Raw genomic sequence first — 24,559 nt, 5'->3', positions numbered from 1 at the left:
CCACACGGACGACGAGGGCGACGTGCAGATGGTCGACGTCGGCGACAAGCCCGACTCGGCGCGGCGGGCGGTCGCACGCGGCCGGATACACCTTCAGCCGTCGACCGTCGACGCCGTCCGGGAGGACGGGATCGAGAAGGGCGACGTGCTGGCGACGGCTCGCGTCGGGGCGGTTCAGGCCGTCAAACACACCTGGGAGACGATCCCGATGTGCCACCAGATCCCGATCACGAACGTCGACACCGAGTTCGACGTGGAGGAGGACGGGATCGAACTGACAGTCGCGGTGGAGACGACGGGCAAGACCGGCTGCGAGATGGAGGCGCTTGAGGGGGTGACGACCGGACTGAACGTCGTCTGGGACATGGTGAAGGCCGCGGAGAAGGACGCGGACGGCCAGTACCCGGACACCGGCATCGAGGACGTGCGCGTCGTCTCGAAGGAGAAGCGGACGCCGGAGTAGGGGACGCACGGCTTCCCGAAGCGGAGATGGCGAACAGGCGACGCGGGCGTCCCGCGGAGCGGTGCGTCGCGCGACCGCTCGCCGCTCCGCGGCGGGTCTCAGGTCACGTCGGACGTCGCCGCCCGATCGCTTATAAACCGTCGGGCGCGCCGGCGGAAAATATTCCACTTCGGTCGCCGTGGGACGGAGCATGGACACCGAGTTGACCGATCTGCTGGGGATCGACCAGCCCGTCGTGCAGGCGCCGATCGGGAGCGCGACGTGTCCGGAACTCGCCGCGGCGGTGTCGGACGCCGGCGGACTGGGCCACCTCGCCGTGACGTGGCGGAGCCTTGCGGAGACGCGGCGCGTCGTCGAGCGCACTCGCGACCTGACCGACCGGCCGTTCGCGGTGAACCTCGTCCTCGACGAGGCGACGACCCGACATCCGACCGACGAACACCTCGACGCCGTCCTCGATGCGGGCGCTCGGATCGTCTCGCTGTCGTTCGGCGACGCGGCGGCGCACGTCGACCGAATCCACGACGCGGGCGGGATCGTCCTCCAGACCGTCGGGAGCGCGGCGGAAGCGGCGGCGGCCGAGGCGGCGGGCGTCGACGCTGTGGTTGCGCAGGGGTGGGAGGCGGGCGGCCACGTTCAGAGCGAGGTTGCGACGATGCCGCTGGTGCCGCGCGTGGCCGACGCCGTCGACGTCCCGGTCGTCGCCGCCGGCGGCATCGCCGACGGTCGCGGGATCGCCGCGGCGCTGGCGCTCGGGGGCGACGGCGCGTGGCTGGGGACGCGCTTTCTCGCCACGGAGGAGGCGAACGCCCACCGCGCGTACCGCGAGCGCGTGGCCGACGCCGACGAGACGGAGACGGTCTACACCGACCTCTTCGAGAAGGGGTGGCCCGGGACCCCGCACCGCGTCGTCGAGAACGAGACGGTCGAGCGCTTTCGGGCGGCGGGCGAACCATTGCCGGGCGACCGCCCGGGCGAGGAGGAGGTCGTCGCGAGATCGGCCGACGGGGACCCCATCGAGCGGTACGACGAGGCGCTGGCGACGCCCGGCGTAGAGGGCGATGTCGACCAGATGGCGCTGTTCGCCGGACAGAGCGCGGGCCTGACGGACGAGGTCCGATCGGCGGGAGACGTCGTTGCCGACCTCGTCGCCGAGACCGAGGCGGCGGTCGTCCGCCTGGCGGCGGACCGCGAGTGAGCGTCGACGGAACGCCCTTTCCCTCGCGCCGTCGAAGGCCGTCCCATGTCGACGCTGCTGGACACGTACATCGAGAACCGCAACCGCGTGCAGCCGAACCACGCGAACAACTACGGCACGGCCCACGGGGGCAACGTCATGAAGTGGATGGACGAGGTCGGCGCGATGACGGCGATGCGCCACGCGGGCGAATCCTGCGTGACGGCCAGCATCGACCACATGGACTTCCGCAAGCCCGTGCCGACCGGCGACGTGGTCGTGGTCGAGGCGTACGCCTACGAGTCGGGGCGCACGAGCGTGAAGACGCGCATCCGAGCGTTCCGGGAGAACCCGAGGACCGGCGAGCGCGAGCAGACGACCGAGTCGCAGTTCGTCTTCGTCGCCGTCGACGCGGACGGGTCGCCGACGGAAGTGCCGGAACTGACGGTCGAGAGCGAGCGGGGCGAGAAGCTACGCGACGCGGCGGTGAAAGCGGAGCGAGAAGAGAACGCGGAGTAGCTACGCCGACTCCGGGATCGACAGGTCGGACGCCTTCGCGCGGGACTGCTCGACGATTTCGGGCCGGGCCTCGAACTCGATCGCCACGTCGCCGTCGCCGTAGGTGACGTCCTCGACGCGGGCGTGGTCGTGGAGCCACGACACGACACTCATCGTCCCGTCGGTCATCGGCATGACGAGCGTCTCGCGCTCCCAGTCGGGGAGTTCGCGGTCGATGCGGTTCCGGAGTTCGCCCACGCTGATGCCCTCCTTGCCGCTGACGGCGACGGGGTTGGGAGCGAGCGCGGACAGCGCCTCGCGCTTCTCCGCGAGCTCCTCGTGGTCGACCACGTCGATCTTGTTCAGGACGGTGACGATGGGCGCCTGATTGCGCTCGTACAGCGTGTCGTGACAGGTGATGAGCTTCTCGCGGATCTCCTCGATCGGCTCGCTCACGTCGACGACGAGCAGGACGAGGTCGGCCTGGTACACCTCGTCCAGCGTGGACTTGAACGACTCGACGAGCCAGTGGGGGAGGTCGCTGATGAACCCGACCGTGTCGGTGAGGAGGACGTCCCGGCGGTCCATGTCCATCCGGCGCGTCGTGGTGCCGAGCGTCGTGAACAGCCGGTCCTCGGACTCGGCCGTCTCGTCCAAGTCCGGGTGGAGGTCCTCGTTCTCGTCGACGTCCAGGTCCGCCGCGAGGCGGCGCATCAGCGTGGACTTGCCCGCGTTCGTGTACCCGGCGAGCGCGACGAGGTCGAACCCGGACTCCCGGCGCTGGGCGCGCCGGTGCTCCTCGGTCTGCTCGATCTTCTCAAGTTCGTCCTTGATCCGGCTGATTCGGGCCTTGATGTCCTGCTCGCGGCTCTCGTCGTACTCGCCGAGCCCCATGAAGCCGGGGCGCTCGTCGCGCTTGGCGAGGCTTGCTTTCGCCTCCGCGCGCGGCAGTTCGTAGCGCAGTTCGGCGAGTTCGACCTGCAGCTGCGCCTTCCGCGTCTGGGCGCGCTGTCCGAAGATGTCCAGGATGAGCGTGAAGCGGTCGACCACCTCGACGCCCTCCGGGAGGTTCTTCCCGAGGTTGAACGTCTGGTAGGGGCCGAGGCGGTTGTCGAAGACGACCGTCCCGGCGCCGGTCCGCTCGACCTTCCGGGCGAGCTCCTCGACCTTCCCCTCGCCGAGTTCTAGCGCGGGGTCCTCCTCGCGTGTCTGGGTCACCTCGTCGACCACGGTGTACCCGGCCGCGCGGGCCAGGTCCCGGATCTCCTCGGTGTCGGCGGTGCCGGAGTCGACGCGTTTGGCGATTATCGCTTTCATTGTCCTCGTGCTCGCGATGTCGGGGTCACCCGTTCCCGGAGGTACGCGTTCGACGTATTTAAACTCGGGCCGCCGCCGTCTCCGGTCCCCGAACGGCCACAGTTCGGTCGAACGGCCGACCCGACGGCGCGCCTCGGGAGGCGCGACCTCTCGGCCTTCCCACAAAACTCATAACAACGAGGACACGTCCTATCAGATATGGAAGTACTCGATCCGCAGCAACTGGGCCTCGAGTTCGGGAGCGGGGCCGTCATCGGAGCCGTCATCGGCTTCGCGGCGAAGAAGATCGCCAAGCTCCTCGCCATCATCGTCGGCCTCGAACTGGCCCTGTTCAAGTTCCTCGAGGCGAAGGGGATCCTCTCGGTCGACTGGAACCGGCTCTCGAACGGCCTGCTGAAAACCGGCGAGAAGGTCGAGGACCCCGGCTGGATCCAGCCGATCATCTCGACGCTCTCGATCGGCGTCGGCTTCACCGGCGGCTTCATGGTCGGCTTCCGGAAGGGATAGTCGGACGACTCGGTCCCGCGTTCGCATTCGTTTTCGCTCGAAATATCGATCACCGACAGACCGGAGCGCCGTTCCGGCCGCCGGTCGCTCGCCTCAGCGCGTGCTGATCTCGTCCTCGTCGCGGACGATCTGGGTCTCCGCCTCGCCGCTCGTCAGCTCGTTCACGGTGTCGTAGAAGTCGTTCTGCAGGCCGGCGGGGAAGGTGAGCACGCCGATCCACGATCCGTCGGGCTGCCACTCCTCGCGTTCGAGGTCGCCGTACTGGCGGATCTGCGCCTGGGCGCTGCCGGCGTGGTCCGGCGGGACGTTGACCGCGACGGTCACCTCGTCGAACCGGATGGGGATGACCGGCCGCAGGTCGTCGAGCGCCTCGTCGACCTGGTTCTCGACCGGCTCCATCGGGTCGACGGTGAACCCTGCTTCCTCCAGCGCGTTCTCGATTCGCTCGGGCGGGTGGGGCGCGTCGTCCATCTGAGGGTTGACGGCGTTGCGTGCGATGCGCTGGACGAGCTGCTTGTGCTTTTTCTCCTGCATCTCCCGGCGCTGGTCGGCCGTGATCTGGATCTCCCCGCGCTTGATGACCTCCGGGATGATCTCCAGCGGGTCGGTCGTCCCGAACACGTCTTCGAGGTCGTTCTCGGCCGGACGGTCCCCCCGGCTCGCGTTCTCGAAGACGTCCTCCGCGGCGATGACGTCCTCCAGCTCCCCCTCGAACTCGTCGCGCTTTATCTCCAGCGCGGCGTCGGGGTCGACGAGCACCTCGAACCGCGCCCCGTGGGATTCGAGTCGTGCCGTCACCGCGTCCTCAAGCGAAATCATACCGTGGAGTAACGCGGCCCGGTTAAAAGGTGTTTCCCGCGAGACGGGTTCGACGGGCGGGCGTCGTCACTCCTCGTCCGCGTCGCCGCCGTCGGCCGCGTCGTCGGTCGCGTCCTCGTCCGCCAGCAGGTCGTTCTCGGTCAGGTACTCCTCGATCTCGTCGTCGGTGAGCTGGATGTAGCTCTCGGACTCGGCGTCGACCGTCGCCATGCCGAGGCCCTGCGGCGAGAGCTCGCCGTCGTTGACCGAGGCGAGGGCTTCGAGCGCGAGGGAGATGCCCGAGTCCAGGTCGCCGCCCTCCTCGTAGTTCTCCTCGAGGTAGTCCTGTATCTCGCCGCGGTCGGCACCGACGGCCAGCGCCTTCCACTCGTACGGCGTGCCGCTGGGGTCGGTCTCGAACAGGCGGGGCTCGCCGTTCTCGATGCCGCCGATGATGAGCGCGACACCGAACGGGCGGGCGCCGCCGACCTGCGTGTACTGCTGGATGTGGTCGGTGACGTCCTTCGTCAGCGACTCGACGCCGATCGGCTCGCCGTAGCGGAGCTGGTTCACCTGCGCGCGCCGGCGGGCGAAGTCGATGAGCTGGCGGGCGTCGGCCACGTGGCCGGCGCTCGCGATGCCGACGTGGTCGTCGGCCTTGTGTAGCTTCTCGACGCTCGTGCCTTCGAGCAACGGCGAGCGGATGCGCTTGTCGACCGCGAGCACGACGCCGTCCGCGGTCCGGACGCCGATGCTCGCCGTGCCGCGTTTGACCGCCTCGCGAGCGTACTCGACCTGATAGAGGCGACCGTCCGGGGAGAAGATGGTGATCCCCCGGTCGTATGCCTGCTGTTGGGCTTGTCCCTGCATAGTATCACTCGAAATCGAGTTCCGTCGCGCCCGCGAACGCAGCGTCGGTCCGGACGTCGTACGCGTCGGATCGCACGACTGCGGACCGCTCCTCGTTCTCGAACACGACCTTTCTCTCCGTGGATGGTTCCCCACGCCGTCCTAAATACTTTTCTTCACAGCCTCGGATGGTGCCGCTCTGGCCCCTGACGGCGACGCCGACGGGGTGGCCGTTCACCTCGTCGACGCAGGCGAGCGCCGCCCGCGCCGGGTCGACGTGGCCGTGGCGGACGCGGACGACGGTCTCCCCGACGCCGTCGGAGAAGTCGAAGCCGAGCACGGTGAGGTCGGCGTCGGCGCTGCCGGCGTCGCCAAGCAGGTTCTGGGCGGCGTACCAGAGCTCGCGCTGGAAGTCGCCGCGGTCGATGCCGGCGTCCGGCCAGGCCTCGATCCCGACGGCGAGGTAGCGCCACCGCGGGCGCAGGTGCTTCGGGAGGTGCTTCATTCGTCGGCGCTCGGGACGTCCGCGCCGTCGACCGCGGCGGAATCGGGGACCCGCTCCGCCGCGAGCACGCCCACCTGCTCGTGGACCATCTCGACGGCCGTCAGCGCGAACCCGGCGTCGGTCAGGGCGTCGGAGAGAACGCCGACCGTCGCTGGGTCGTCGACCTCGGGGCTGTAGAACGGGGCGTCGGGGTCGGGTTCGCCGAAGAACATCACGTCGCCGAGGACGAACCGGTCGGGGTCGAGGGCGGCGATCTCGTCGATCGCCTCCCGCTTCTCGGCGTCGCTCAGGTGGTGCATGGCGAAGTTCGTGGTGACGACGTCGACGTCGGTGGGCGCGTCCGGCTCTCTGAATCGGCCCTCGCCGAACTCGGCGTTGTCGAGGCCCCGGTCCGCGGCCTTCCGCTCGGCCTGCTCCAGCATCCCCTCGCTGATGTCGCGGCCGATCACGCGGTCGGCGTCGGGGGCCAGCGCCAGCGCGATAGCGCCGGTGCCACAGCCCAGGTCGAGGACCGTATCGTCGGCGTCCGGCGCCGCGTGTTCGACCACGAGGTCGGCGCAGGCGCGGTACTCCTGCGACTCGCTCTCGTCGTACTCCTCGGCCTTCTCGCTGAAGCGCTCGGCGTGCTCGTCAATCGTCTTCTTCATACTTGCCCCGTTCGACCCCGGGCTCAATGAACGACTCGGACTGGCGCTCCCGGTTGCGCTCGGCGAGGCGGCCCCACTCGCGGAGGCCCTCGGCGACCTGCTCGCGGGAGAACCCGACCACCTCACCGAGGGCGACCAGTTCCCGCGGCGCGCGGAGCTGGAGGTGCGAGAACGGGTCGGCGCTGACGACGTACGGCGCGTCGTAGTGCTCGACGACCTCCCGGAGCTTCCGGAGGTCGCCGAGCGCCTGCACGCGCTCGCCGCCGGTCGCGCGGAGGACCGGCGAGAGGTCGAACTCGACGCGGACGCCGTTGTCGCGGGCGGCCTTCGCCAGCACGTGGTTGAAGTCGCCGTTGCCCGCCATCGGGTGGGCCAGCACGTCGACCCGGGGGTGCTCGACGGCGAAGCGGTTCAGCGCCGCGGTCCCGCCGTGGAGCGCGAGCAGCGTCACCTGCCGGCGGTAGTTGCCGACGTAGCCGCTCGCCTGCTCGGGGTCGTCGGCGCGGACCTCCAGCCCCTCGACGACGTCGACGCCGTACTCGTCGGCGATACGCTCGGCGTCGTAGTCGGCGCGGGCGTCGCCGTGGTTGCGAACGACCACCCCCTCGAAGCCGTACTCGCCGGCCGTGCGGGCGTGGCGAGCGACGGTGCTGTCGCCGTCGGGGTGGGCGTGAACCGCCTCGTACATGCTCCGACAACCGCGGCGGCAGGCCTTTGCAGTTGCGGAACTGCGGGCCGGCCTCCTGTTACGGACAGGTCCCTGTTTCGTCCTGTCAGACCGTCGTCTCCGGCGTTTTTGGGCGTCCCCGTTGTCGATCGACCGTGACCGTTGCCCCCGATCCGTCCGAGATCTTCGACCGCGCGGCGGAGGAAGGCGAACGACGCCTCGACCAGTCGACCCTCGAACTCGTCTCGACGGGCGTCATCGCGGGGTTCACGATCGTCTTCGGCCACCTCGCGCTGGGCATCGTCGAGGGCGTAGTCCACCCCGAGTTCGGCGAGGTCGCTCACGTCGCCGGCGCGCTCGCGTTCGGCGTCGGCATGGTGTTTCTCGTCGTCGGTCGAGCGGAACTGTTCAACGACAACTTCTTCGATCCGATCGCGACGGCGGTCGAGAGAGACGACGGAGTCCGATCGACGACGGGGCCGATCCTCCGTCTGTGGACGCTCACCTTCGCGTTCAATCTCGTCGGCGGAGTCCCGTTCGTGCTCCTGCTGTCGGTCGAGGGTGCGCTCCCGGCTTCGGCGGCGGAGGTGCTCTCCACGACGGCGGAGGAGATCATCCACCGGCGACCACCGGCCGAGTTCGCCAAAGCGTTCGCGGGCGGCGCGCTCGTGTCGCTGATGTCGTTCATGCTGAACGCCGTCGACAGCGTCGGGAGCCGGATCTGGGTCGCCTACGTAGTCGGCGTCCTGCTGGCGCTCGGCCCGTTCGACCACGTGATCGTCACCGTCCTCCACGTCTGCTTCGGCATCTTCTTCGGCGCGCCGGTCGGCTTGACCGCGCTGGCCGTCACGACCGCGACCGTCACGGCCGGAAACCTCGCGGGAGGGCTCGGGCTCGTCACGCTCACCCACGTCGCACAGGCGAAGGGGGCGAACGAGTCAGACGACTGATCGCGGTCGGCGCGCGACTGCGACCGGGGAACTCACCGACGGATGCGAAAGCCCTCCTCGCCCTGCGGCTCCTCGTACTCCACCTCGACGTCCTCGACCTCCGCCATCGGGCTGCCCTCGTGGCAGAACTCCACCATCGACTCGACGGCGTCCTCCGACCCCTCGAAGGCGGCCTCGACGCGGCCGTCCTGCAGGTTCCGGACCCAGCCGTCGACGCCCTCCTCCTCGGCGGTGTCCCTCGTGGTCCCGCGGAAGTAGACGCCCTGCACGCGGCCGGAGACGAACACGTGTGCGCGACTGCGGTCGCTCATGTGCGGCGGATCGCCGCGGCGCGGCAAGAAGCTACCGCGTTCGGAAAGCGCGGCCGAGAGCGGCGACGGCGCGCCCTCAGGCGCTCCGCAGGTAGTGGAAGACGTACGTCTGGACGTACCCGGCGTAGTCGCTCCCGAAGCGCTCGCGGATCGCCCGCGAGGTATCGGCGTAGTTGCCGCGGTCGCAGTCGGGGAAGTAGTCCTCGATGGAGGTCCGGATCCATGTGTCGAGCGGGACCGCTTCGAAGAAGTCGAGCGAGAACAGGAGGACGCAGTCCGCCACCTTGTCGCCGACGCCGACGAACTGCGTCACGTAGTCGCGGGCCTCCTCGTACGGTAGCTCGCGGGCGTCGGCGGGGTGGGCCTCGCCGTCAGCGACCATCTCGGCGGTCCGCACGACGTACGGCGCGCGGTAGCCGAGGCCGAGGTCGCGCAGTTCTGCCTCCGTCGCTTCGGCGAGTTGCTCGGGCGTCGGGAACGCGCGGTAGGTCACGCCGTCGAACTCGACGGGGTCGCCGTAGGCTTCCGCGAGCGCCGTCACCATCGAGTGGATGCGCGAGACGCGCATCTGCGCCGAGCAGATGAAGGAGATCAGACAGCCGAACGGCGGGTCCCGGACCAGTCGCATCCCGCGGTAGGCGTCGTACGCCTCGCGGATCAGCTCGTCGTCCGGCGCGGCCGCGACGATGGCGTCGAGGTCGTCGTCGAGGCGGAGGAGGTCGAACAGGTACGGCTCCGCGTCCGTCGTCGCCTCCCACTCCAGCCGCCCGTCGACCTGCCGCGTCCGTATCACCTCGCCGTCGACGACGGTGTGGTACCACGCCGACCCGCCGAAGGCGCGCTCCGTCTCGTACATCCGCCCGTCCTCGCGCCGCCAGAGATACGACTGGCCGCTCTCGACGGTCGCCTGGAGATCCAGCCCACCGGGCAGCGCGCTCGCGTCGATGACGCCCGTTTCCATCGTTCTTCGGGAAGGCCGGTCGACCCTTGTTCGTTTCGTGTTCGGGACAGGGCTAACCTTCTTACTGTTGGCAATAGAAGAACAATATAGACATGAACTGCAGAGTTGTCGTAGAGGCCGCGGTGCCGGTGTACGACGTTGAGACCCCGGACGAGGCGGTGCGGATCGCCATCTCGAAGACCGGCGAGATGCTGAATCCGGACCTCAACTACGTCGAGATCAACATGGGGGAGCGGGACTGCCCGCACTGCGGCGAGGAGCTCGAACCGGCGTTCATCGCCGCCGACGAGAGCCTCGTCGCGCTGGAACTGGAGATGACCGTCTTCAACGTCGAGCGCGAGGAGCACGCCTCGCGGATCGCCCGCAAGGAGATCGGGCAGCGCCTGGAGAACATCCCGCTCGAAGTGGTCGAGGTCGAGGTCGTCGAGGAGGACGACGGGGAATCGTCCGAGGCCGACGGCGATTCCGACGACGCCCTCGACGAGGAGTCGTCCGGCTCCGACGGGGACGACGACGAGGTCCTCCCCGAGTTCGAGGACCTGATCGAGTAATCGGCGGCCGCAGCACCGCCGCGACCTGCAGTTTTCTGTCTTTCGTGCCCCGATAGCCCCGCGTCCGCGACGACCGCCGGCCGGCGAGGCGACGAGAGCAGTACCGGAGAACCCGACAGCGCCGTCGCTGGGGGACGTGAGATGCGGCAGAACGCGAAGTACCGTTCAGTCGGCGGTCGCGGGGACCGTCTCGGACTCTTCGCCCTCCATCTCGGAGGTGATACCGGTCGCCAGCGCGAAGACGGCAGCCTTGTGGTCGGTCTTGGACTTGTGGATCGATGTCGGTCGGACGCCCAGCGATTCGTATTCTTCGAGGTCAACGGGCGTTCCGTTTCGCTCCTCGTAGTGGTTGGATACCTCTGCAAGCAGGCCGTGAAGGTGGATAAGCTCCTGCTTTTTCATGGACAGCAAGTTCTTGCAACTGGAGGGTTATATTATTATCTTGAGTCCCGTTAACACATATCTCCCAATATGAGGGGTATGAGGCCCAATACCAATGATCTCGGTATCGCGGGCCGCGGATCGAGAGTGAAGTTTTTATTCGGCGCTCGGTTTGGGTGAGGTATGGACTACGACGAGCAACTGGATCGCGCGATCGAGGAGACGCCGGAGATAGAGGGGACCAGCGACCGCTTCGACGTCCCGGATCCGGAGGTTCGGCAGGAGGGGAAAGCGAGCGTCTACGAGAACTTTCAGGACACCGTCGACAGGCTCGGCCGGGACGAGGATCACGTCATGAAGTATCTACAGAACGAGCTCGGGACGAGCGGCCACATCGACGAGAGCGGCCGCGCTCGCCTGACCGGCGAGTTCGACGAGGACCGCATCGCCGAAGCGCTCGACGAGTACACCGAGGAGTACGTGCTCTGTGACGAGTGCGGCCTCCCCGACACGCAGATCGAACGGGAGCAGGGCGTGCAGGTACTTCGCTGCGAGGCCTGCGGCGCTCGCTCGGCGACGAGTTCGTGAGTTACTGGAGCGACTTCAGCGTCTCCAGGTCCCGGTCCGTCCGCGTAAACTCCGCGGTGCGGCGCGTGGCGTGACAGTTCGGACAGTGGAACATGTCGTCGTACTGCGGCAGTTTACTCGGTGAGGACTCCCAGTCTTTGGTACACTCGGGACAAACAAGTCGGACGAACGCTTCCTCCATGCGACTGAGAGACACGGGGAGCGTGAAAAGTCTTGCCGGGAACTGTCAGGCCATCGCGGCCGACGTGCCGGACGCTTCGAGAAGCTCTTTGTAGCGGTTGCGGATGGTGACCTCGCTGACGTTGGCGACCGTGCCGACCTCGGTCTGTGTCACCTTCTCGTTGGTGAGCAGGGAGGCGGCGTACATCGCGGCGGCGGCGAGACCGACGGGGCTTTTCCCGCTGTGGATGCCGCTGGTTCGAGCGTCGTCGAGCAGGCGGCGGGCCTGGCGCTCGACCTCGTCGGAGAGGTCGAGTTCGCTGGCGAACCGCGGGACGTAGCTCTCGGGGTCGGCGGGCTTGACTTCGAGGCCCAGTTCGCGGACAACGTAGCGGTAGGTGCGGGTGAGTTCCATCTTCTCGACGCGGCTGACGGTCGCGATCTCGTCGAGGCTCCGGGGGGTGCCGGCCTGACGGGCCGCGGCGTACAGCGAAGCGGTCGCGACGCCCTCGATGGACCGGCCGGGCAGGAGGTTCTCCTCCAGCGCGCGGCGGTAGATGACGCTGGCGGTCTCCCGGACGTTCTTGGGGAGGCCGAGCGCGGACGCCATCCGGTCGATCTCGCCGAGCGCCTGCTTCAGGTTGCGCTCCTGGGAGTCGCGGGTACGGAAGCGCTCGTTCCACGTGCGGAGGCGCTTCATCTTGTGGCGCTGGCGCGAGGACAGCGAGTTGCCGTACGCGTCCTTGTTCTGCCAGCCGATGTTGGTCGACAGCCCCTCGTCGTGCATCATCTTCGTCGTCGGCGCGCCCACTCGCGACTTCTGGTCACGGTCCTGGGAGTTGAACGCCCGCCACTCGGGGCCGTGGTCGATCGAGTCCTCCTCGACGACGAGGCCGCAGTCCTCGCAGACGGTCTCGCCCTGTGCGGAGTCCTGCCGGAGCGAGCCGGCGCACTCGGGACAGGCGTCGACGGCTTCCTGCTCTCGCTCCTGTTCGTCGGCGCGCTCGGTTTCCGTCTGGCTAGTGGTCGTGCGTATGTTTGAGTCGCTCATGATGGGGGATTGGGGGTGATGGAAACGGGACTCGGGGGTGGGGACCGAAGAAACCCGGGTCGTCTTCCTAACAAGAAGTAAGACCGATACTATTATAAGTCTTTCGGCGATCTATATAAAGCCCCATTCGGACACGTATGAATATATCGATTATTGATCGAGTATCAGTCATGATAATTACCTGGCTGCGACGCGGGGAACGGGACGCGTCGACCACGAAGCGATCCGGCGACACTTCGACGTCAGTCCCACGTGGCCCACGTGAGAACGCCGAGGGCCGCCGCCTCCGAGACGCGAAGGAGCGTCATCGCCCGCTGAGCGGGGGGAGGGACCTGCGCGATCCAGACGCTCAACACGGGGTCGAGCGTGTAGATGTACAGGGCGAATCCGTTCTCTACCAACAGTATCGCGCTGAACAGCAGCAGTCCGAGCGTGTGTTTCGACCGGAACTTTGCGTAGTTCCTGCCCCAGACGTAGCCCAACCCGAGCAGGAGAACGAGATTGATCACGATGGCGACACGGGCCACGTCGAACCAGAGGGTCATCTGGTACCACGTTGGCCGAGACGCCGGTTATACTCTTGCCCAAATTCGTACATACTCACTCCACCTTCTCCAGGATCGTTTCGACCGTGTCCCAGTGGCGTCGGACCTTATCGGACGGCAGGTAGACGGTTCCGTAGTCGTCGCCGCTGTTCTCGACGATCTCGTTGTCCCTCAGAACGTCGAGGTGGTGACGGATCGTCTTGTAGTCCAGGTCGAGATCCTCCGCGAGCTGGTTGGCGTTCCGCGGTCGTTCGTCGAGAGCGCGCAGAATACGGGCACGGTTCTCCCCACCGCGGGTGCCAGTGAACACGTACCACAGAACGGCCTCCATTACCGATATTGACCATCTCCCCGCTTGTAAACCCCAATCAAAGCAGACCCGAGATGAGGAGGCGACCGAAGCGCCAGCGGCGAGTGACGGAGGACGATCGAGCGGACGACCGAACTACCGCCACGAGGTCCGTCAGTGGTCGTCGTCGCCGTTCGAGGAGTCGTCCATCTCCATGCCGTCGGGACACTCGGTGATGAATCCGCCCGCCGCCTCGAGGATGTCCTCCATCGGGGCCGCCTCGTCGAACGCCGCCGGGAACGGGACCTCGCCGGTGAGCAGGTTGAGGTACGACGCGTGTCGCCCCTCCACCGTGGCGATGGTCGCACCGGTGGTCTGCAGGGCGGGGTCCTCGATCATCGCGAGCGCACCGTTGTACGCCTTCACGCCGGTATTTTCCAGCAGTGCGGCGGTGTCCAGGAACTCGTGAAAGGTGCTGTAGCCGAAGTCGTAGGTACACTCCGGCACCGGCTCCCCGCCGAGTTCCTCGATGGTGGCGGTCAGCGCCTCGACGTGCGTCGACTCGTGCTCGCCGACGAGTTCGAGGTTCGCGTACAGGTCGTCCTGGATGAACTCACCGAAGCGATGCTGATAGACGCTCGAATGCATCACCTCGTCCTTGGTGTAGCGCTCCAGCCCCTCCCTGTAGAACACGTCCTCCAGGTGCTCCAGCGTGAGTGCGTAGTTGAGGATGTCGACGTCAGTCATGCCGCTCATGCCGTCGTCGCCGTTGTCGCCGCCGTGTCCGTCGCCGTGCTCGTCGTCGTCTCCCCCGGCTAACGCCGTGCCAGAGAGCGCTCCCGCGCCCAGGATCGTCCCGGTGCCGGCGAGGAAGCTTCGGCGAGTGCTGCCGAAGTCGTCGAGCGTGTCTTTGACGTGTGCAACGATCTCGTGCGGGGGCGTGTGCTCCCCGTCAGAGGTGTCTCTCATGATGGTTCGGCGTCGGAATCCCCCCGACGCGTACAACGTACACAACTGTTAGCGTATTAACACTACTTTCCAGTTAGGGCCACAGTCGACCAGTTCCCACCCAAATTCGACCCCCGCTCTCTCGGAGCGGGAACAGGTCCGACGACCGTCAGACCGTGAAGAGGTGGCCCTCCGTCGGAACGTCGAACAGCCCGACGCGCGCGCCGGCGTCCAGCCACGCGTGACCGTACGAGAACGCGGCGAGCGCGTTGACGAGGTCGCCGTTCTCACGGAAGTGCCGGCCGTCGTCGAGGTAGGACTCGGCCATCTCCAGACACTCCGCGGCCGCCTCCCCCATCGGCGTGTCCGCGGGCGGCGCCACTTCGGCCGCGTCGAGCGCCTCCGAGAGTAGGTCGTGGTACCTGTTCGTCTTCTCCTCCAGATCGGCGGCCATATCGGGGCCGACAGGTGCCGGAGGGATAGGCCCTTCGACCGGCGTTTCAGCCGCCCTGTCGCCCGTATCACTCGTCCGAGATGCCGGAAACGCGTGATGACAACGCAAGCTAAATACGCCCCGCTGGCCAATCATTCCGCATGAGCGACCAGCCTCACGTGGAGATATATACGAAAGAGGACTGTTCTTACTGCGAGAAGGCGAAGGACCTGTTCGACGCCAAGGGCGTCGAGTACGAGGAGTACAACGTCACCGGCGACGAGGACCTGTTCGAGGAGATGCTCGAGCGCGCCGACGGCCGCCAGACCGCGCCCGAGGTGTTCATCGACGACGAGCTCATCGGCGGCTGGGACGACACCAGCGCGCTCGACGAGACCGGCGAGCTCGACGAGAAGCTCGGCATCGCCGACGAGAGCGGCGGTGACGACGGCGTCGAGCACCGCAAGCTGATCGTCGCCGGCACCGGCATCGCGGGGCTGACCGCGGCCATCTACTCCGCCCGCTCGAACAACGAGCCGCTGGTCGTCGAAGGCGACGAGCCCGGCGGCCAGCTCACCCTTACCACGGACGTCGAGAACTACCCCGGCTTCCCCGAGGGGATCAGCGGTCCGGACCTCATCAACGACATGAAGGAGCAGGCCCGGAAGTTCGGCGCCGAGACGATAAACGGCGTCATCGAGTCCGTCGACGACTCCTCGCGGCCATACCGCGTCGAGCTGACCAACGGCGACGTGTACACGACCGACGCCTTCATCGCCGCCAGCGGCGCGAGCGCCCGCACGCTCGGCGTCCCCGGCGAGGACGAACTGATGGGCTACGGCGTCTCTACCTGCGCAACCTGCGACGGCGCGTTCTTCCGCGGCGAGGAGATGCTGGTCATCGGCGGCGGCGACGCCGCGATGGAGGAGGCCGACTTCCTCACCAAGTTCGCCTCGAAGGTGTACATCGCCCACCGCCGCGAGGAGTTCCGCGCGGAGGACTACTGGGTCGACCGCGTACAGGAGAAGGTCGACGAGGGCGAGATCGAGATCCTGAAAAACACGGAACTGACGGAGATCCACGGCTCCGCCGAGGACGGCGTCGACCGCGCGACGCTCGTCGAGCACCCCGAGGGCCACCCCACGGAGAAGCTCGACGACCCCGAGACCGAGGAGTACGACCTCGACGTGGGCGCCGTCTTCCTCGCCATCGGCCACACGCCGAACACCGGGTATCTGGAGGAGACGGACGTCGAACTGGACGACACCGGCTACATCCAGACCGAGGGCGGCAAGGGCGGCGGCCAGACGAAGACCGGCGTTCCCGGCATCTTCGGCGCGGGCGACGTCGTCGACTACCACTACCAGCAGGCCGTCACCGCGGCCGGCATGGGCTGCAAAGCCGCCCTCGACGCCGACGACTACCTCGAAACGCTCGAACCGACGGGGGCGGAGGCGTCCACGGACGCGGCGGTCGAAGCGGACGACTGAACGGTCGAGGACTCGTGCCGAGACCGCAGTCGCCGCTTCGTTAGAGGCCGACGATTGAACGGTGCTGAGTGGGTCGAAGGCCCCGAGATGCCGCGGTCGCCGCTTCGTTAGACGCGGACGACTGAACGCTCTCCTCCGACGCAGAGTTCTTCGAGGGCCGTCGCGGCCGACGACCCCGGGAGATCCAAAGAGGGATTAGTCGCACCGCCGAACGTCACGGCATGACGGACACTATCACCGTTTCGCTCGAATCTTCGGACGGCGGCGACGACGAGATCGAACTCCCCGCCGCCCTCGTGGAGATGCTCTCGGAGGAGGACGACGAGGCGGCCGCGACGGTCGTCGGCGACATCGCCCTGTTCGGGTGCGCCCAGCGGATCCACGGCGCGATCCACCACAGCCAGGGTGAGCCGAGCGAGGAGATCCAGTCGGTCGAGGCGGACACGATGGAGATCTTCGAGGAGCGCTTCGGCGCGACGTTCGAGGAACTGACCGGCCACGACCACTGAGGTAGTACTACTTCTCCGACGGCGGCTCCGGCACCCAGCGCAGGAGGACGCCGTCGTCCAGCCGTTCGACGCCCGCGAGCGACAGCGCCGGGAAGTCCTCGACGAATCCTTCACCGTCGGCCAGCGTCGGCGCGTCGCGCCCGCCGATTATCGTCCCGCCGACGAAGACGGTGAGCTCGTCGACCAGGCCGGCGTCGAACAGCGAGAAGATGATCTCGCCGCCGCCTTCGACCATGAGCTGGTCGATCCCGCGGCCGGCGAGCTCGTCGAGCGCCGCGGGGAGGTCGACGCGGTCCCGGCCGGCCGTGACGACCGCCGCGCCGGCGTCCTGAAGGTCGGCGACGCGCTCTGTGGAGGCGGCCTCGCTCACGAGGACGTACGTCTCCGCGGCGTCGTCGAGGATCCGCGCGTCAGAGGGCGTTCGTCCGCGGGAGTCGGCGACGACGCGGGCGGGATGGTCCGGTTCGCCGCGAGCGGCGCGCTCGTCGACCAGTTCGGGGTCGTCGAGCGTCAGGTGCGGGTCGTCGGCGAGGACGGTACCGACGCCGACCATGACGGCGTCGCTCTCGGCGCGGAGGCGGTCGACCCGGTCGAAGTCCTCGGGACCGCTGATGGCGACCTGCTCGCGGCCGCGGTGCGAGAGTTTCCCGTCGGCGCTCGTGGCGGCGTTGACGACGACGCGCATGGGCGTCCTTGCCCCGCGGCGAGAAAACCGCTTTCGGTCGCTGCGGCGCACCAGAGCGACGGCTCGGCGGGTCCACGGGAATCATTTTTACCCCGCCCCCTCGAAGTGCCGGTGATGAGCTTAGACGATCATGCCGAGGATCTCGCCTCCGACCTCGGCGTTGACAAAGAGGAGGTCAAAGAGGACCTTGAGAACCTGGTGTCGTACAGCGTGCCGATGGACGAGGCGAAACAGAGCCTCCGCCGCAAGTACGGCGACGGGAGCGAGGGCGGCGGCGCCGCGCCCAGCGAGGCGGACGTCGCCGAGATAGAGACCGACGACGGCAACGTCACGGTGACGGCGAAAGTGCTCACCAAGGGCAAGCGCTCGATCCGGTACCAGGGCGAGGACAACGTCATCTACGAGGGTCGCCTCGCCGACGGGACGGGCGTCATCGACTACACCGCCTGGACCGACGTGGACTTCGAACCCGGCGACACCGTCACGCTGGGCAACGCCGGCGTCCGCGAGTGGGAGGGCGAACCCGAACTGAACGTCGGCGAGAGCACCACGGTCGCCCACGCCGACGAGGACCTGGCCGTCGACTACGAGGTCGGCGGCGACGCCGGCCTGATCGACGTGCAGGTGGGCGACCGCGGCGTCAACGTGGAAGCCCGCGTCGTCGAGGTCGAGACGCGGACGATAGACGGCCGCGACGGCGAGACGGACATCCTGAGCGGCGTGCTCGGCGACGAGAGCGGCCGCCTACCGTTCACCGACTGGGACCCTCACCCGGAGATCGAGGAGGGCGCGGACCTGCGGATCGAGAACGTGTACGTCCGCGAGTACCGCGGCGTCCCCTCGGTGAACGTCTCCGAGTTCTCCCGGGTCGACGCGCTGTCCCGGGACGTCGACGTCAGCGCGGCGGCGCCGCGAATGGACGCCGGCGAGGCCATCCGGAGCGGCGGCGTGTACGACGTCGAACTCGTCGGCAACGTCATCGCCGTCCGCGACGGCTCCGGCCTCATCCAGCGCTGCCCCGAGTGCGGCCGCGTCATCCAGAAGGGCCAGTGCCGAACGCACGGCGACGTCGACGGCGAGGACGACCTCCGCGTGAAGGCCATCCTCGACGACGGCACCGGCGCGGTCACCGCGGTGTTAGACGAGGACCTCACCGAGGAGGTGTACGGCGGCGACGTGGACGACGCCCGCGAGCAGGCCCGCGAGGCGATGGACCAGGAGGTCGTCGCCGACACCATCCGCGAGCGGATCGTCGGGCGTGAGTACCGCGTCCGCGGCCACCTCTCGGTCGACGAGTACGGCGCGAACCTCGACGCGACCGAGTTCGAGCGGTCCGACGACGACCCCGCCGACCACGCCCTAGCGCTGATCGAGGAGGTGGGAGCATGAGCGAGAGCGAGGACGGCAACGGCGACGACGGCGGCAGCCCCGGCAACCGCGAGATCGCCTACCGGATCTTCGCCGCGGAGTTCGACGACGCCGAACTGGAGTTCTCCGAGAGCGACGAGGAGCGCGCCCCGAACTACGTGGTGACGCCGACCGGCGCGCGCGTCAACCGCATGTTCGCGGTGGGCGTCCTCACGGAGATAGAGCAGGTCAACGAGGACGTGCTCCGGGCCCGCGTCGTCGACCCGACGGGCGCGTTCGTCGTCTACGCCGGCCAGTACCAGCCCGACGAGATGGCCGCGCTGGAGCGGATGGACCCGCCCGCGTTCGTCGCGGTGACGGGGAAGGCGAACACCTTCCAGCCCGACGACTCCGACGTGGTGTACACCTCCATCCGCCCGGAGAGCATCAACCGCGTCGACGCCGACACGCGGGACCGCTGGGCGGTGCGGACCGCCGAGCAGACCCTCGAACGGGTCGGCACGATGGCCGACGCGCTGGCGATGGACGAGCGCGGGGACGACCTCGAAGCCGCCCTGCTGGACCGCGGCGTCGACCGCGCGCTCGCGCAGGGGATCCCCCTCGCCGTCGACTACTACGGCACGACGCGCGGGTACCTCGGCGACCTCTGGGACGTGGCGATCGACGCCAGCCGGGTCGTCGCCGACGAGATAGACGCCGACGAGGTCGGCCCGCTCACGCTCGGCCCCGGCGACGGGGGCGACGAGACCGAGGTCGAGTTCACCCTCTCGCAGGTGGGCGAAGCCGCCGGGACGACCCCGAGCGCGGAGGCGGACACCGAATCCGACGCGGGCGGGGCGGCGTCCGCAGAAGCGGAGCCGGAACCGACCGGCGAGGAGACGACAGCGCCGGACGAAGGGGCCGACCCCGCCGAGGCCGCGTCGGCCGACGAACCCGGTGTCGACGAGGCGACCGCTGCCGACGCGGAGGCGGTCCGCGACACCGAGACCACCGTCGAGGACTCCGAGGACGCCGAGGAGGCGCTCGGCGACTGGGACGACACGGCGGACGTCGAACCCGGCCAGGAGACGGTGACCGACGAGGAGTTCGAGCCGGAAGACGACGACGCTGAGGACCTCGGCACCGGCGACGTCGGCGACGAGATGTACGAGATGGACGAGGAGGAGCGCCAGCGCATCGAGGAGGAGTACGGTACCGAGTTCTCGACGGGCACCGAGGTCGGCGAGCCCGGCGAAGCGGACATCGACATCGTCGAACCGGACGACGCGGCGGACGCCGACGGCTCGACCGAGGCGGAGCCGACCGAGGACGAACTCACCGGCGACCAGGACGAGGCGGGCGCCGACGCCGACCAGGAGGATGCGCTCGAAGCGACGAGCGACGAACTGCCGGACGACGACCTCGCGGAGGCGGCCGAGGCGGCCGGCGCCGAGGAGTCGTCGGGTGCGGCCGCAGAGGACGACGAGGCCGGCGCGGACGAGGAAGCGGAGGCCGACGAAGCCCCCGCGGCCGACGAGCCCCTCGACTCGGTCGTCATGGACGCCATGGAGGAACTCGACGACGGCGACGGGGCGCCGCGGGAGGAACTGGTCGCCGCCGTCGTCGACCGCACGGGCGCGGACCCCGGCGAGGTCGACGACGCCCTCCAGGACGCGCTGATGGGCGGGCAGTGCTACGAGTCCGGCGAGGACACGCTGAAGCCCATCTGATGACGGCGGTGGAGCCGGTCCCGGGGACGCCCGCCGCCGTCGCGGACCTGGGCGACGAGCGCGCGCTGGTGGTCGCGGACTACCACGCGGGCATCGAGGCAGGGCTCCGCTACGAGCAGGGCGTCGAGATAGACAGCGAGGCGGAGTCCCGTCGCGAGCGGCTGCTGGGCCTCGTCGCCGAGACGGAGCCCGACCGGCTGGTCGTGCTGGGCGACCTGATGCACTCCATCGGCGAGCCCGGCGGCGCGGAGCGCGGCGAGGTCGAGGTCCTCCTGGAGTCGCTGCCGGCGGACCTGCCGGTGACGCTCGCCAAGGGCAACCACGACGGCGACGTGGAGTCGTGGGTCGGCGACGCGACGGTGACGCCGGGCCACGGCGCTCGCATCGGAAACGTGGGGTTCGCCCACGGCCACACCTGGCCGTCGCCGGACGTGCTGTCGGCCGAGGTCGTCTGCCTGGGCCACGAGCACCCCTGCGTCCGGCTGGAGGACGAGGTCGGCGGGTCCCGCGTCGAGCGGGTCTGGCTCCGCGGGTCGCTCGCGCCCGGGCCGTTCGAGGAACGCTATCCGGAGCACGACGTAGCGGCGACCGAACTCGTCGTCTTTCCCGCGTTCAACGACCTGTCGGGCGGGACGTGGGTGAACGTCGCCGGACAGGAGTTCCTCTCGCCGTTCCTCCCGGCGGGGCTCGACGAGGGGCAGGCGTACCTCCTCGACGGGACGCGGCTCGGATCCTACCGCCGAGTGTAACTGAGCAGACACGTCGGGGCGGGGCTCGGTCGCCGGGAATCGACACCGATCCAACAGATTAGCACGCCCGACACTGTCGACCCACCAAAGTGATTTGGTGAAGGATTTACCCCACAGTCGATGCAATTGTCAGACGCCTTCGAAGGGGGCACTTGGGGGAGAACTCATGTACGATCTAACCGGATTCCAGCGTGACCTGCTGTACGTCATCGCTGGGGAAGACGACCCGCACGGACTGGCGATCAAAGAAGAGCTTGAGGAGTACTACGAGACCGAGATCCACCACGGGCGGCTGTACCCGAATCTCGACACGCTGGTGGACAAAGGGCTCGTCGACAAGGGGGAACTCGACCGACGGACCAACTACTACGCGCTCACCCAGCGCGGCGAGCGCGAGATAGAGGCGCGACGCGAGTGGGAGGAGCAGTACCTCGATCAGGAAGGGGAACTGCAAGTCGGGCAGATCGCGGAAGCAGAGTGACGCGGCCGCGAGAAACGCGACTGGCACCCCGCTGTTTTCCGGGTGTCGGCCGGCGCGCGCTCCGCGTTGACGGACGCGCCGGCCGCGGACGATGCGCTTAATCCCGTCGAACCGCTAGGCGGACGCGATGAGCGATAGTCAGGCCGCGCCCGATTCTGCGGCCTTCACGCACCTCGGCGACGAGGTGCGGGCGGCGCTCTCTGAGCGCGGCTTTCACACCCCGACGGAGCCACAGAAGCGGGCGATCCCGCCCCTAGCCGCGGGTGACGACACGCTCGTGGTCGCGCCGACCGGGACCGGCAAGACCGAGACGGCGATGCTGCCGGTGTTCGACGCGATCGCCCGCGCCGACCCCCGGTTCGGCATCTCCGCGCTGTACGTCACGCCGCTGCGGGCGCTGAACCGCGACATGCGCGAGCGCCTGGAGTGGTGGGGGGAGGAGCTCGGCATCGATATCGACGTCCGCCACGGCGACACGACGGACTACCAGCGCCAGAAGCAGGCGGAGGACCCGCCGGACGTGCTGGTGACGACGCCGGAGACGCTGCAGGCGATGTTCACCGGGAAGAAGCTCCGCAGGGCGCTCGAGGACGTCGAGCACGTCGTCGTCGACGAGGTGCACGAGCTCGCCGCCGCGAAGCGCGGCGCGCAACTGACGATCGGCCTGGAGCGCCTGCGCGACCTCGCCGGGCCGTTCCAGCGGATCGGCCTCTCGGCGACGGTGGGCGACCCCGCCGAAGTCGGGCGCTTTCTCACCGGCGGCCGCGGCTGTACGATCCGCTCGGTCGACGTTGGGAGCAAGGTGAGCGTGACGGTCAGGGAGCCGGCGATCACGGACGAGGACGAGGAGCTGGCCGGCGAACTCCTCACCGACGAGTCGATCGCGAGCCACGTCCGCGAGATACGCGACGTCGTCGCGGAGAACGAGTCGACGCTGATCTTCGTCAACACGCGCCAGACGGCGGAGGCGCTCGGCTCGCGGTTCAAGGAGCTCGACCTGCCGATCGGGGTCCACCACGGCTCGCTGTCGAAGGAGGCCCGCATCGAGGTCGAGGACCGGTTCAAGGCCGGGCGGCTCGACGCGCTCCTCTGTACGTCGTCGATGGAGCTGGGCATCGACGTGGGCCACATCGACCACGTCGTCCAGTACGGCAGCCCGCGGCAGGTGACGCGCCTGCTCCAGCGGGTGGGGCGGGCGGGCCACCGCATGGACCAGGTCTCCGAGGGGACCATCGTCACCACGCGCCCGGACGACACCCTCGAAGCCCTCGCCATCGCCCGGCGCGCGAAGGCGGGCGAGGTGGAGACGACCGCCATCCACGACGGGAGCCTCGACACCGTCGCCAATCAGATCCCGGGGATGGTGATGGCGAGCGAGGACGGCGTGAGCGCGATGCGCGCCTACGAGCTGGTGACGAGCGCCTACCCGTTCCGCGACCTCACGAAGGAAGAGTTCCGGTCGGTCCTGCGCGAGCTGAAGGGCAACCGCATCGTCTGGGTCGACGAGGAGCGGGACCGCATCGAGTCGTCGGGCAGCACCTGGCAGTACGTGTACGCCAACCTCTCGATGATCCCGGACGAGGAGACCTACAGCGTCGAGGACGTGGCCAGCGGCCGCCAGATCGGGACGCTGGACGAGCGCTTCGTCGTCAACTTCGCCGAGCCCGGCGAGGTGTTCATCCAGCGCGGCGAGATGTGGCGCATCACCGAGATCGACGACGAGGAGAGCGAGGTGACCGTGAGCCCAATCGAGGACCCGGCCGGCGAGGTGCCGTCGTGGGTCGGCCAGGAGATACCGGTCCCCCGCGGCGTCGCGAGCGAGGTCGGCGAGATGCGCGCCGTGGCGGAACCGCAGTTCGAAGCCGGCGCGGACGCGGCGGGCGTCGCCCGCGAGTTCGTGAACCGCTACCCGACGGACGAGTCCACGGCCGAGCGCGCGCTGGAGGCGATCGGCGAGCACGTCGAGGCCGGCGCGCCGATGCCCACCGACGACCGGATCGTCGTGGAGCACCAGGGCCGAACGATCGTCGTGAACGCCGCGTTCGGGCACAAGGTGAACGAGACGCTCGGGCGCGTGCTGTCGTCGCTGCTGGGCCAGCGGACCGGCTCCTCGATCGGCCTCGAAGTGGACCCGTACCGCATCGAACTCGACGTGCCGGGTGGCGTCACGGGGCCCGACGCCGTCGACGTGCTCGAAGAGACGGATCCGGGCCACGTCGCGACGATCATCGAACTGAGCCTCAAGCGCTCGGACACGCTGAAGTTCAAGCTCGCGCAGGTGGCCGCGAAGTTCGGCGCGCTGAAGCGCTGGCAGGGCACCGGTAGCTTCTCGCAGGACCGCCTGCTCGCCGCGCTCGAAGGGACGCCCGTGTACGACGAGGCGGTCCGCGAGGTGTTCCACGAGGAGCTAGACGTGGCGGGCGCGAGCCAGGTGCTGACCGCGGTCCGCGAGGGCGACGTCGAGGTCGTCTCCGTCGGCGGCCGGACGCCGATCGGCACCGGCGGGCGCTCCAGCGGGCGGGAACTGCTCTCGCCGGAGAACGCCGACGCGAGCGTCATCGACACCGTCCGCGAGCGCATCCGCAACGACCGCGTCATTCTGTTCTGCCTGCACTGCCAGGACTGGGAGGTCAAGAAACCGGTCCGCCGCGTCCGAGACCAGCCGCAGTGCCCCGAGTGCGGGTCGACCCGCATCGCGGCGCTGAACCCGTGGGCGGACGAGGTGGTGAAGGCGGTGCGCGCAGAGGAGAAAGACGAGGAGCAGGAGAAACAGACCGAGCGCGCCTACCGCGCCGGGAGCCTCGTGCAGGCCCACGGCAAGCGGGCGGTCATCGCGCTGGCGGCCCGCGGCGTCGGGCCGCACAACGCCGCGCGGATCATCAACAAGCTCCGCGAGGACGAGGACGCGTTCTACCGCGACATCCTCGCGCAGGAGCGGCAGTACGCGCGGACGCAGTCGTTCTGGGGCTGACT

Annotated in this window: 30 protein-coding genes; 14 read left to right on the top strand and 16 right to left on the bottom strand. The window is 68.6% G+C overall.

Features of this window, described 5'->3' with window-relative positions; genetic code table 11:
* Window positions 1-28: 28 nt before the first annotated feature.
* The 3 genes from moaC to D8670_RS15465 all read left to right on the top strand — a co-directional run bounded on the left by moaC (window position 29) and on the right by D8670_RS15465 (window position 2,159).
* On the top strand, window positions 29-463 hold the full coding sequence (gene moaC / locus D8670_RS15475; RefSeq protein WP_121819299.1) for a cyclic pyranopterin monophosphate synthase MoaC: 435 nt from the start codon (window positions 29-31) through the stop codon (window positions 461-463).
* Between the two features lie 178 nt (window positions 464-641).
* Window positions 642-1,661, top strand: a complete 1,020-nt coding sequence (locus D8670_RS15470) for an NAD(P)H-dependent flavin oxidoreductase (RefSeq protein ID WP_259370043.1) — start codon at window positions 642-644, stop codon at window positions 1,659-1,661.
* A gap of 45 nt (window positions 1,662-1,706) precedes the next feature.
* On the top strand, window positions 1,707-2,159 hold the full coding sequence (locus D8670_RS15465) for an acyl-CoA thioesterase (protein ID WP_121819022.1): 453 nt from the start codon (window positions 1,707-1,709) through the stop codon (window positions 2,157-2,159).
* Here D8670_RS15465 and hflX read toward each other — a convergent pair whose 3' ends face one another.
* Window positions 2,160-3,455 (bottom strand): GTPase HflX, encoded by a 1,296-nt coding sequence (gene hflX / locus D8670_RS15460; RefSeq protein ID WP_121819021.1) that lies wholly within the window; start codon window positions 3,453-3,455, stop codon window positions 2,160-2,162. It abuts the gene before it with no gap.
* Between the two features lie 198 nt (window positions 3,456-3,653).
* On the opposite strand from hflX, the gene D8670_RS15455 reads away from it, so the two are divergent.
* Entirely contained in the window at window positions 3,654-3,962 is a 309-nt protein-coding gene (locus D8670_RS15455; protein ID WP_121819020.1) for an FUN14 domain-containing protein, read from the top strand.
* A gap of 93 nt (window positions 3,963-4,055) precedes the next feature.
* Here the strand turns inward: D8670_RS15455 and D8670_RS15450 are convergent, their stop codons facing one another.
* The 5 genes from D8670_RS15450 to D8670_RS15430 form a co-directional block, all read right to left on the bottom strand.
* Window positions 4,056-4,781 (bottom strand): ribosome assembly factor SBDS, encoded by a 726-nt coding sequence (locus tag D8670_RS15450; RefSeq protein ID WP_121819019.1) that lies wholly within the window; start codon window positions 4,779-4,781, stop codon window positions 4,056-4,058.
* A 66-nt stretch (window positions 4,782-4,847) separates the two neighbouring features.
* On the bottom strand, window positions 4,848-5,630 hold the full coding sequence (gene psmA, locus D8670_RS15445; RefSeq protein ID WP_121819018.1) for an archaeal proteasome endopeptidase complex subunit alpha: 783 nt from the start codon (window positions 5,628-5,630) through the stop codon (window positions 4,848-4,850).
* Window positions 5,631-5,634: 4 nt separating this feature from the next.
* Complete coding sequence (locus D8670_RS15440; protein WP_121819017.1) at window positions 5,635-6,114, bottom strand: Rpp14/Pop5 family protein; 480 nt, start codon at window positions 6,112-6,114, stop codon at window positions 5,635-5,637.
* Window positions 6,111-6,761 (bottom strand): class I SAM-dependent methyltransferase, encoded by a 651-nt coding sequence (locus tag D8670_RS15435; RefSeq protein WP_121819016.1) that lies wholly within the window; start codon window positions 6,759-6,761, stop codon window positions 6,111-6,113. Before D8670_RS15435 ends, D8670_RS15440 begins: the two co-directional genes overlap by 4 nt.
* On the bottom strand, window positions 6,745-7,449 hold the full coding sequence (locus D8670_RS15430; RefSeq protein WP_121819015.1) for an RNase P subunit p30 family protein: 705 nt from the start codon (window positions 7,447-7,449) through the stop codon (window positions 6,745-6,747). Before D8670_RS15430 ends, D8670_RS15435 begins: the two co-directional genes overlap by 17 nt.
* A gap of 134 nt (window positions 7,450-7,583) precedes the next feature.
* On the opposite strand from D8670_RS15430, the gene D8670_RS15425 reads away from it, so the two are divergent.
* Window positions 7,584-8,378 (top strand): formate/nitrite transporter family protein, encoded by a 795-nt coding sequence (locus tag D8670_RS15425; RefSeq protein ID WP_121819014.1) that lies wholly within the window; start codon window positions 7,584-7,586, stop codon window positions 8,376-8,378.
* Between the two features lie 32 nt (window positions 8,379-8,410).
* On the opposite strand, the gene D8670_RS15420 is transcribed toward D8670_RS15425, so the two are convergent.
* Window positions 8,411-8,689 carry an acylphosphatase gene (locus D8670_RS15420; protein WP_121819013.1) on the bottom strand — a complete coding sequence of 93 codons (279 nt, stop codon included), beginning with the start codon at window positions 8,687-8,689 and terminating at the stop codon, window positions 8,411-8,413.
* A gap of 76 nt (window positions 8,690-8,765) precedes the next feature.
* Window positions 8,766-9,650, bottom strand: a complete 885-nt coding sequence (locus tag D8670_RS15415) for a DNA-3-methyladenine glycosylase family protein (RefSeq protein ID WP_121819012.1) — start codon at window positions 9,648-9,650, stop codon at window positions 8,766-8,768.
* A 92-nt stretch (window positions 9,651-9,742) separates the two neighbouring features.
* Between D8670_RS15415 and D8670_RS15410 the strand changes: the two genes are divergently transcribed.
* Window positions 9,743-10,201: a DUF555 domain-containing protein gene (locus D8670_RS15410; protein ID WP_121819011.1), complete on the top strand. Its 459-nt coding sequence runs from the start codon at window positions 9,743-9,745 to the stop codon at window positions 10,199-10,201.
* 165 nt (window positions 10,202-10,366) lie between these two features.
* On the opposite strand, the gene D8670_RS15405 is transcribed toward D8670_RS15410, so the two are convergent.
* On the bottom strand, window positions 10,367-10,603 hold the full coding sequence (locus D8670_RS15405; RefSeq protein WP_121819010.1) for a UPF0058 family protein: 237 nt from the start codon (window positions 10,601-10,603) through the stop codon (window positions 10,367-10,369).
* A 162-nt stretch (window positions 10,604-10,765) separates the two neighbouring features.
* Here D8670_RS15405 and D8670_RS15400 point away from each other — a divergent pair, with 162 nt between their 5' ends.
* Window positions 10,766-11,170, top strand: a complete 405-nt coding sequence (locus D8670_RS15400; protein ID WP_121819009.1) for a translation initiation factor IF-2 subunit beta — start codon at window positions 10,766-10,768, stop codon at window positions 11,168-11,170.
* Between the two features lies 1 nt (window position 11,171).
* Here the strand turns inward: D8670_RS15400 and D8670_RS15395 are convergent, their stop codons facing one another.
* The 6 genes from D8670_RS15395 to D8670_RS15370 form a co-directional block, all read right to left on the bottom strand.
* Window positions 11,172-11,351: a DUF7836 family putative zinc-binding protein gene (locus tag D8670_RS15395; RefSeq protein ID WP_121819008.1), complete on the bottom strand. Its 180-nt coding sequence runs from the start codon at window positions 11,349-11,351 to the stop codon at window positions 11,172-11,174.
* Window positions 11,352-11,396: 45 nt separating this feature from the next.
* Entirely contained in the window at window positions 11,397-12,380 is a 984-nt protein-coding gene (locus D8670_RS15390; protein ID WP_121819007.1) for a transcription initiation factor IIB, read from the bottom strand.
* Between the two features lie 242 nt (window positions 12,381-12,622).
* The gene (locus D8670_RS15385) at window positions 12,623-12,925 is read right to left on the bottom strand and encodes a DUF8036 family membrane protein (protein ID WP_121819006.1); all 303 of its coding nucleotides are present in this window, start codon (window positions 12,923-12,925) and stop codon (window positions 12,623-12,625) included.
* Window positions 12,926-12,980: 55 nt separating this feature from the next.
* Window positions 12,981-13,256 (bottom strand): ArsR/SmtB family transcription factor, encoded by a 276-nt coding sequence (locus D8670_RS15380; RefSeq protein ID WP_121819005.1) that lies wholly within the window; start codon window positions 13,254-13,256, stop codon window positions 12,981-12,983.
* 132 nt (window positions 13,257-13,388) lie between these two features.
* Window positions 13,389-14,183 (bottom strand): ferritin-like domain-containing protein, encoded by a 795-nt coding sequence (locus tag D8670_RS15375; protein WP_121819004.1) that lies wholly within the window; start codon window positions 14,181-14,183, stop codon window positions 13,389-13,391.
* A gap of 148 nt (window positions 14,184-14,331) precedes the next feature.
* Window positions 14,332-14,616, bottom strand: a complete 285-nt coding sequence (locus D8670_RS15370) for a DUF357 domain-containing protein (RefSeq protein ID WP_121819003.1) — start codon at window positions 14,614-14,616, stop codon at window positions 14,332-14,334.
* A gap of 140 nt (window positions 14,617-14,756) precedes the next feature.
* On the opposite strand from D8670_RS15370, the gene D8670_RS15365 reads away from it, so the two are divergent.
* Entirely contained in the window at window positions 14,757-16,085 is a 1,329-nt protein-coding gene (locus D8670_RS15365) for an FAD-dependent oxidoreductase (protein ID WP_121819002.1), read from the top strand.
* Window positions 16,086-16,306: 221 nt separating this feature from the next.
* Window positions 16,307-16,594, top strand: coding sequence for a DUF7545 family protein (locus tag D8670_RS15360; protein ID WP_121819001.1), 288 nt, complete (start codon window positions 16,307-16,309; stop codon window positions 16,592-16,594).
* A gap of 7 nt (window positions 16,595-16,601) precedes the next feature.
* Here D8670_RS15360 and D8670_RS15355 read toward each other — a convergent pair whose 3' ends face one another.
* Complete coding sequence (locus D8670_RS15355) at window positions 16,602-17,279, bottom strand: 2,5-diamino-6-(ribosylamino)-4(3H)-pyrimidinone 5'-phosphate reductase (protein ID WP_121819000.1); 678 nt, start codon at window positions 17,277-17,279, stop codon at window positions 16,602-16,604.
* A gap of 114 nt (window positions 17,280-17,393) precedes the next feature.
* Between D8670_RS15355 and D8670_RS15350 the strand changes: the two genes are divergently transcribed.
* From D8670_RS15350 to D8670_RS15330, 5 genes are all read left to right on the top strand, one after another.
* Window positions 17,394-18,668 (top strand): Single-stranded DNA binding protein, encoded by a 1,275-nt coding sequence (locus D8670_RS15350; protein WP_121818999.1) that lies wholly within the window; start codon window positions 17,394-17,396, stop codon window positions 18,666-18,668.
* Window positions 18,665-20,356, top strand: a complete 1,692-nt coding sequence (locus D8670_RS15345; RefSeq protein ID WP_121818998.1) for an RPA family protein — start codon at window positions 18,665-18,667, stop codon at window positions 20,354-20,356. The genes D8670_RS15350 and D8670_RS15345 overlap by 4 nt, the downstream gene beginning before the upstream one ends.
* Window positions 20,356-21,105 (top strand): metallophosphoesterase, encoded by a 750-nt coding sequence (locus D8670_RS15340; RefSeq protein WP_121818997.1) that lies wholly within the window; start codon window positions 20,356-20,358, stop codon window positions 21,103-21,105. Before D8670_RS15345 ends, D8670_RS15340 begins: the two co-directional genes overlap by 1 nt.
* Window positions 21,106-21,271: 166 nt before the next feature.
* Complete coding sequence (locus tag D8670_RS15335; protein WP_121818996.1) at window positions 21,272-21,586, top strand: PadR family transcriptional regulator; 315 nt, start codon at window positions 21,272-21,274, stop codon at window positions 21,584-21,586.
* A gap of 127 nt (window positions 21,587-21,713) precedes the next feature.
* Complete coding sequence (locus D8670_RS15330) at window positions 21,714-24,557, top strand: DEAD/DEAH box helicase (RefSeq protein ID WP_121818995.1); 2,844 nt, start codon at window positions 21,714-21,716, stop codon at window positions 24,555-24,557.
* The last annotated feature ends 2 nt before the right edge of the window (window positions 24,558-24,559 follow it).

Origin of the sequence: Halostella limicola, assembly GCF_003675875.1 — an archaeon.
In the GTDB taxonomy this organism is placed as follows: domain Archaea; phylum Halobacteriota; class Halobacteria; order Halobacteriales; family Natronoarchaeaceae; genus Halostella; species Halostella limicola.
The sequence above is the reverse complement of the archived record's forward strand: the minus strand, read 5'-3'. Positions and strand labels throughout refer to the sequence as shown.

Coding starts and splice junctions, on each gene's coding strand:
- moaC (WP_121819299.1), top strand. CDS start 29: ATGGTCGACGTCGGCGACAAGCCCGACTCGGCGCGGCGGGCGGTCGCA.
- D8670_RS15465 (WP_121819022.1), top strand. CDS start 1,707: ATGTCGACGCTGCTGGACACGTACATCGAGAACCGCAACCGCGTGCAG.
- hflX (WP_121819021.1), bottom strand. CDS start 3,455: ATGAAAGCGATAATCGCCAAACGCGTCGACTCCGGCACCGCCGACACC.
- D8670_RS15455 (WP_121819020.1), top strand. CDS start 3,654: ATGGAAGTACTCGATCCGCAGCAACTGGGCCTCGAGTTCGGGAGCGGG.
- D8670_RS15450 (WP_121819019.1), bottom strand. CDS start 4,781: ATGATTTCGCTTGAGGACGCGGTGACGGCACGACTCGAATCCCACGGG.
- psmA (WP_121819018.1), bottom strand. CDS start 5,630: ATGCAGGGACAAGCCCAACAGCAGGCATACGACCGGGGGATCACCATC.
- D8670_RS15440 (WP_121819017.1), bottom strand. CDS start 6,114: ATGAAGCACCTCCCGAAGCACCTGCGCCCGCGGTGGCGCTACCTCGCC.
- D8670_RS15435 (WP_121819016.1), bottom strand. CDS start 6,761: ATGAAGAAGACGATTGACGAGCACGCCGAGCGCTTCAGCGAGAAGGCC.
- D8670_RS15430 (WP_121819015.1), bottom strand. CDS start 7,449: ATGTACGAGGCGGTTCACGCCCACCCCGACGGCGACAGCACCGTCGCT.
- D8670_RS15420 (WP_121819013.1), bottom strand. CDS start 8,689: ATGAGCGACCGCAGTCGCGCACACGTGTTCGTCTCCGGCCGCGTGCAG.
- D8670_RS15415 (WP_121819012.1), bottom strand. CDS start 9,650: ATGGAAACGGGCGTCATCGACGCGAGCGCGCTGCCCGGTGGGCTGGAT.
- D8670_RS15410 (WP_121819011.1), top strand. CDS start 9,743: ATGAACTGCAGAGTTGTCGTAGAGGCCGCGGTGCCGGTGTACGACGTT.
- D8670_RS15405 (WP_121819010.1), bottom strand. CDS start 10,603: ATGAAAAAGCAGGAGCTTATCCACCTTCACGGCCTGCTTGCAGAGGTA.
- D8670_RS15400 (WP_121819009.1), top strand. CDS start 10,766: ATGGACTACGACGAGCAACTGGATCGCGCGATCGAGGAGACGCCGGAG.
- D8670_RS15395 (WP_121819008.1), bottom strand. CDS start 11,351: ATGGAGGAAGCGTTCGTCCGACTTGTTTGTCCCGAGTGTACCAAAGAC.
- D8670_RS15390 (WP_121819007.1), bottom strand. CDS start 12,380: ATGAGCGACTCAAACATACGCACGACCACTAGCCAGACGGAAACCGAG.
- D8670_RS15385 (WP_121819006.1), bottom strand. CDS start 12,925: ATGACCCTCTGGTTCGACGTGGCCCGTGTCGCCATCGTGATCAATCTC.
- D8670_RS15380 (WP_121819005.1), bottom strand. CDS start 13,256: ATGGAGGCCGTTCTGTGGTACGTGTTCACTGGCACCCGCGGTGGGGAG.
- D8670_RS15375 (WP_121819004.1), bottom strand. CDS start 14,183: ATGAGAGACACCTCTGACGGGGAGCACACGCCCCCGCACGAGATCGTT.
- D8670_RS15370 (WP_121819003.1), bottom strand. CDS start 14,616: ATGGCCGCCGATCTGGAGGAGAAGACGAACAGGTACCACGACCTACTC.
- D8670_RS15365 (WP_121819002.1), top strand. CDS start 14,757: ATGAGCGACCAGCCTCACGTGGAGATATATACGAAAGAGGACTGTTCT.
- D8670_RS15360 (WP_121819001.1), top strand. CDS start 16,307: ATGACGGACACTATCACCGTTTCGCTCGAATCTTCGGACGGCGGCGAC.
- D8670_RS15355 (WP_121819000.1), bottom strand. CDS start 17,279: ATGCGCGTCGTCGTCAACGCCGCCACGAGCGCCGACGGGAAACTCTCG.
- D8670_RS15350 (WP_121818999.1), top strand. CDS start 17,394: ATGAGCTTAGACGATCATGCCGAGGATCTCGCCTCCGACCTCGGCGTT.
- D8670_RS15345 (WP_121818998.1), top strand. CDS start 18,665: ATGAGCGAGAGCGAGGACGGCAACGGCGACGACGGCGGCAGCCCCGGC.
- D8670_RS15340 (WP_121818997.1), top strand. CDS start 20,356: ATGACGGCGGTGGAGCCGGTCCCGGGGACGCCCGCCGCCGTCGCGGAC.
- D8670_RS15335 (WP_121818996.1), top strand. CDS start 21,272: ATGTACGATCTAACCGGATTCCAGCGTGACCTGCTGTACGTCATCGCT.
- D8670_RS15330 (WP_121818995.1), top strand. CDS start 21,714: ATGAGCGATAGTCAGGCCGCGCCCGATTCTGCGGCCTTCACGCACCTC.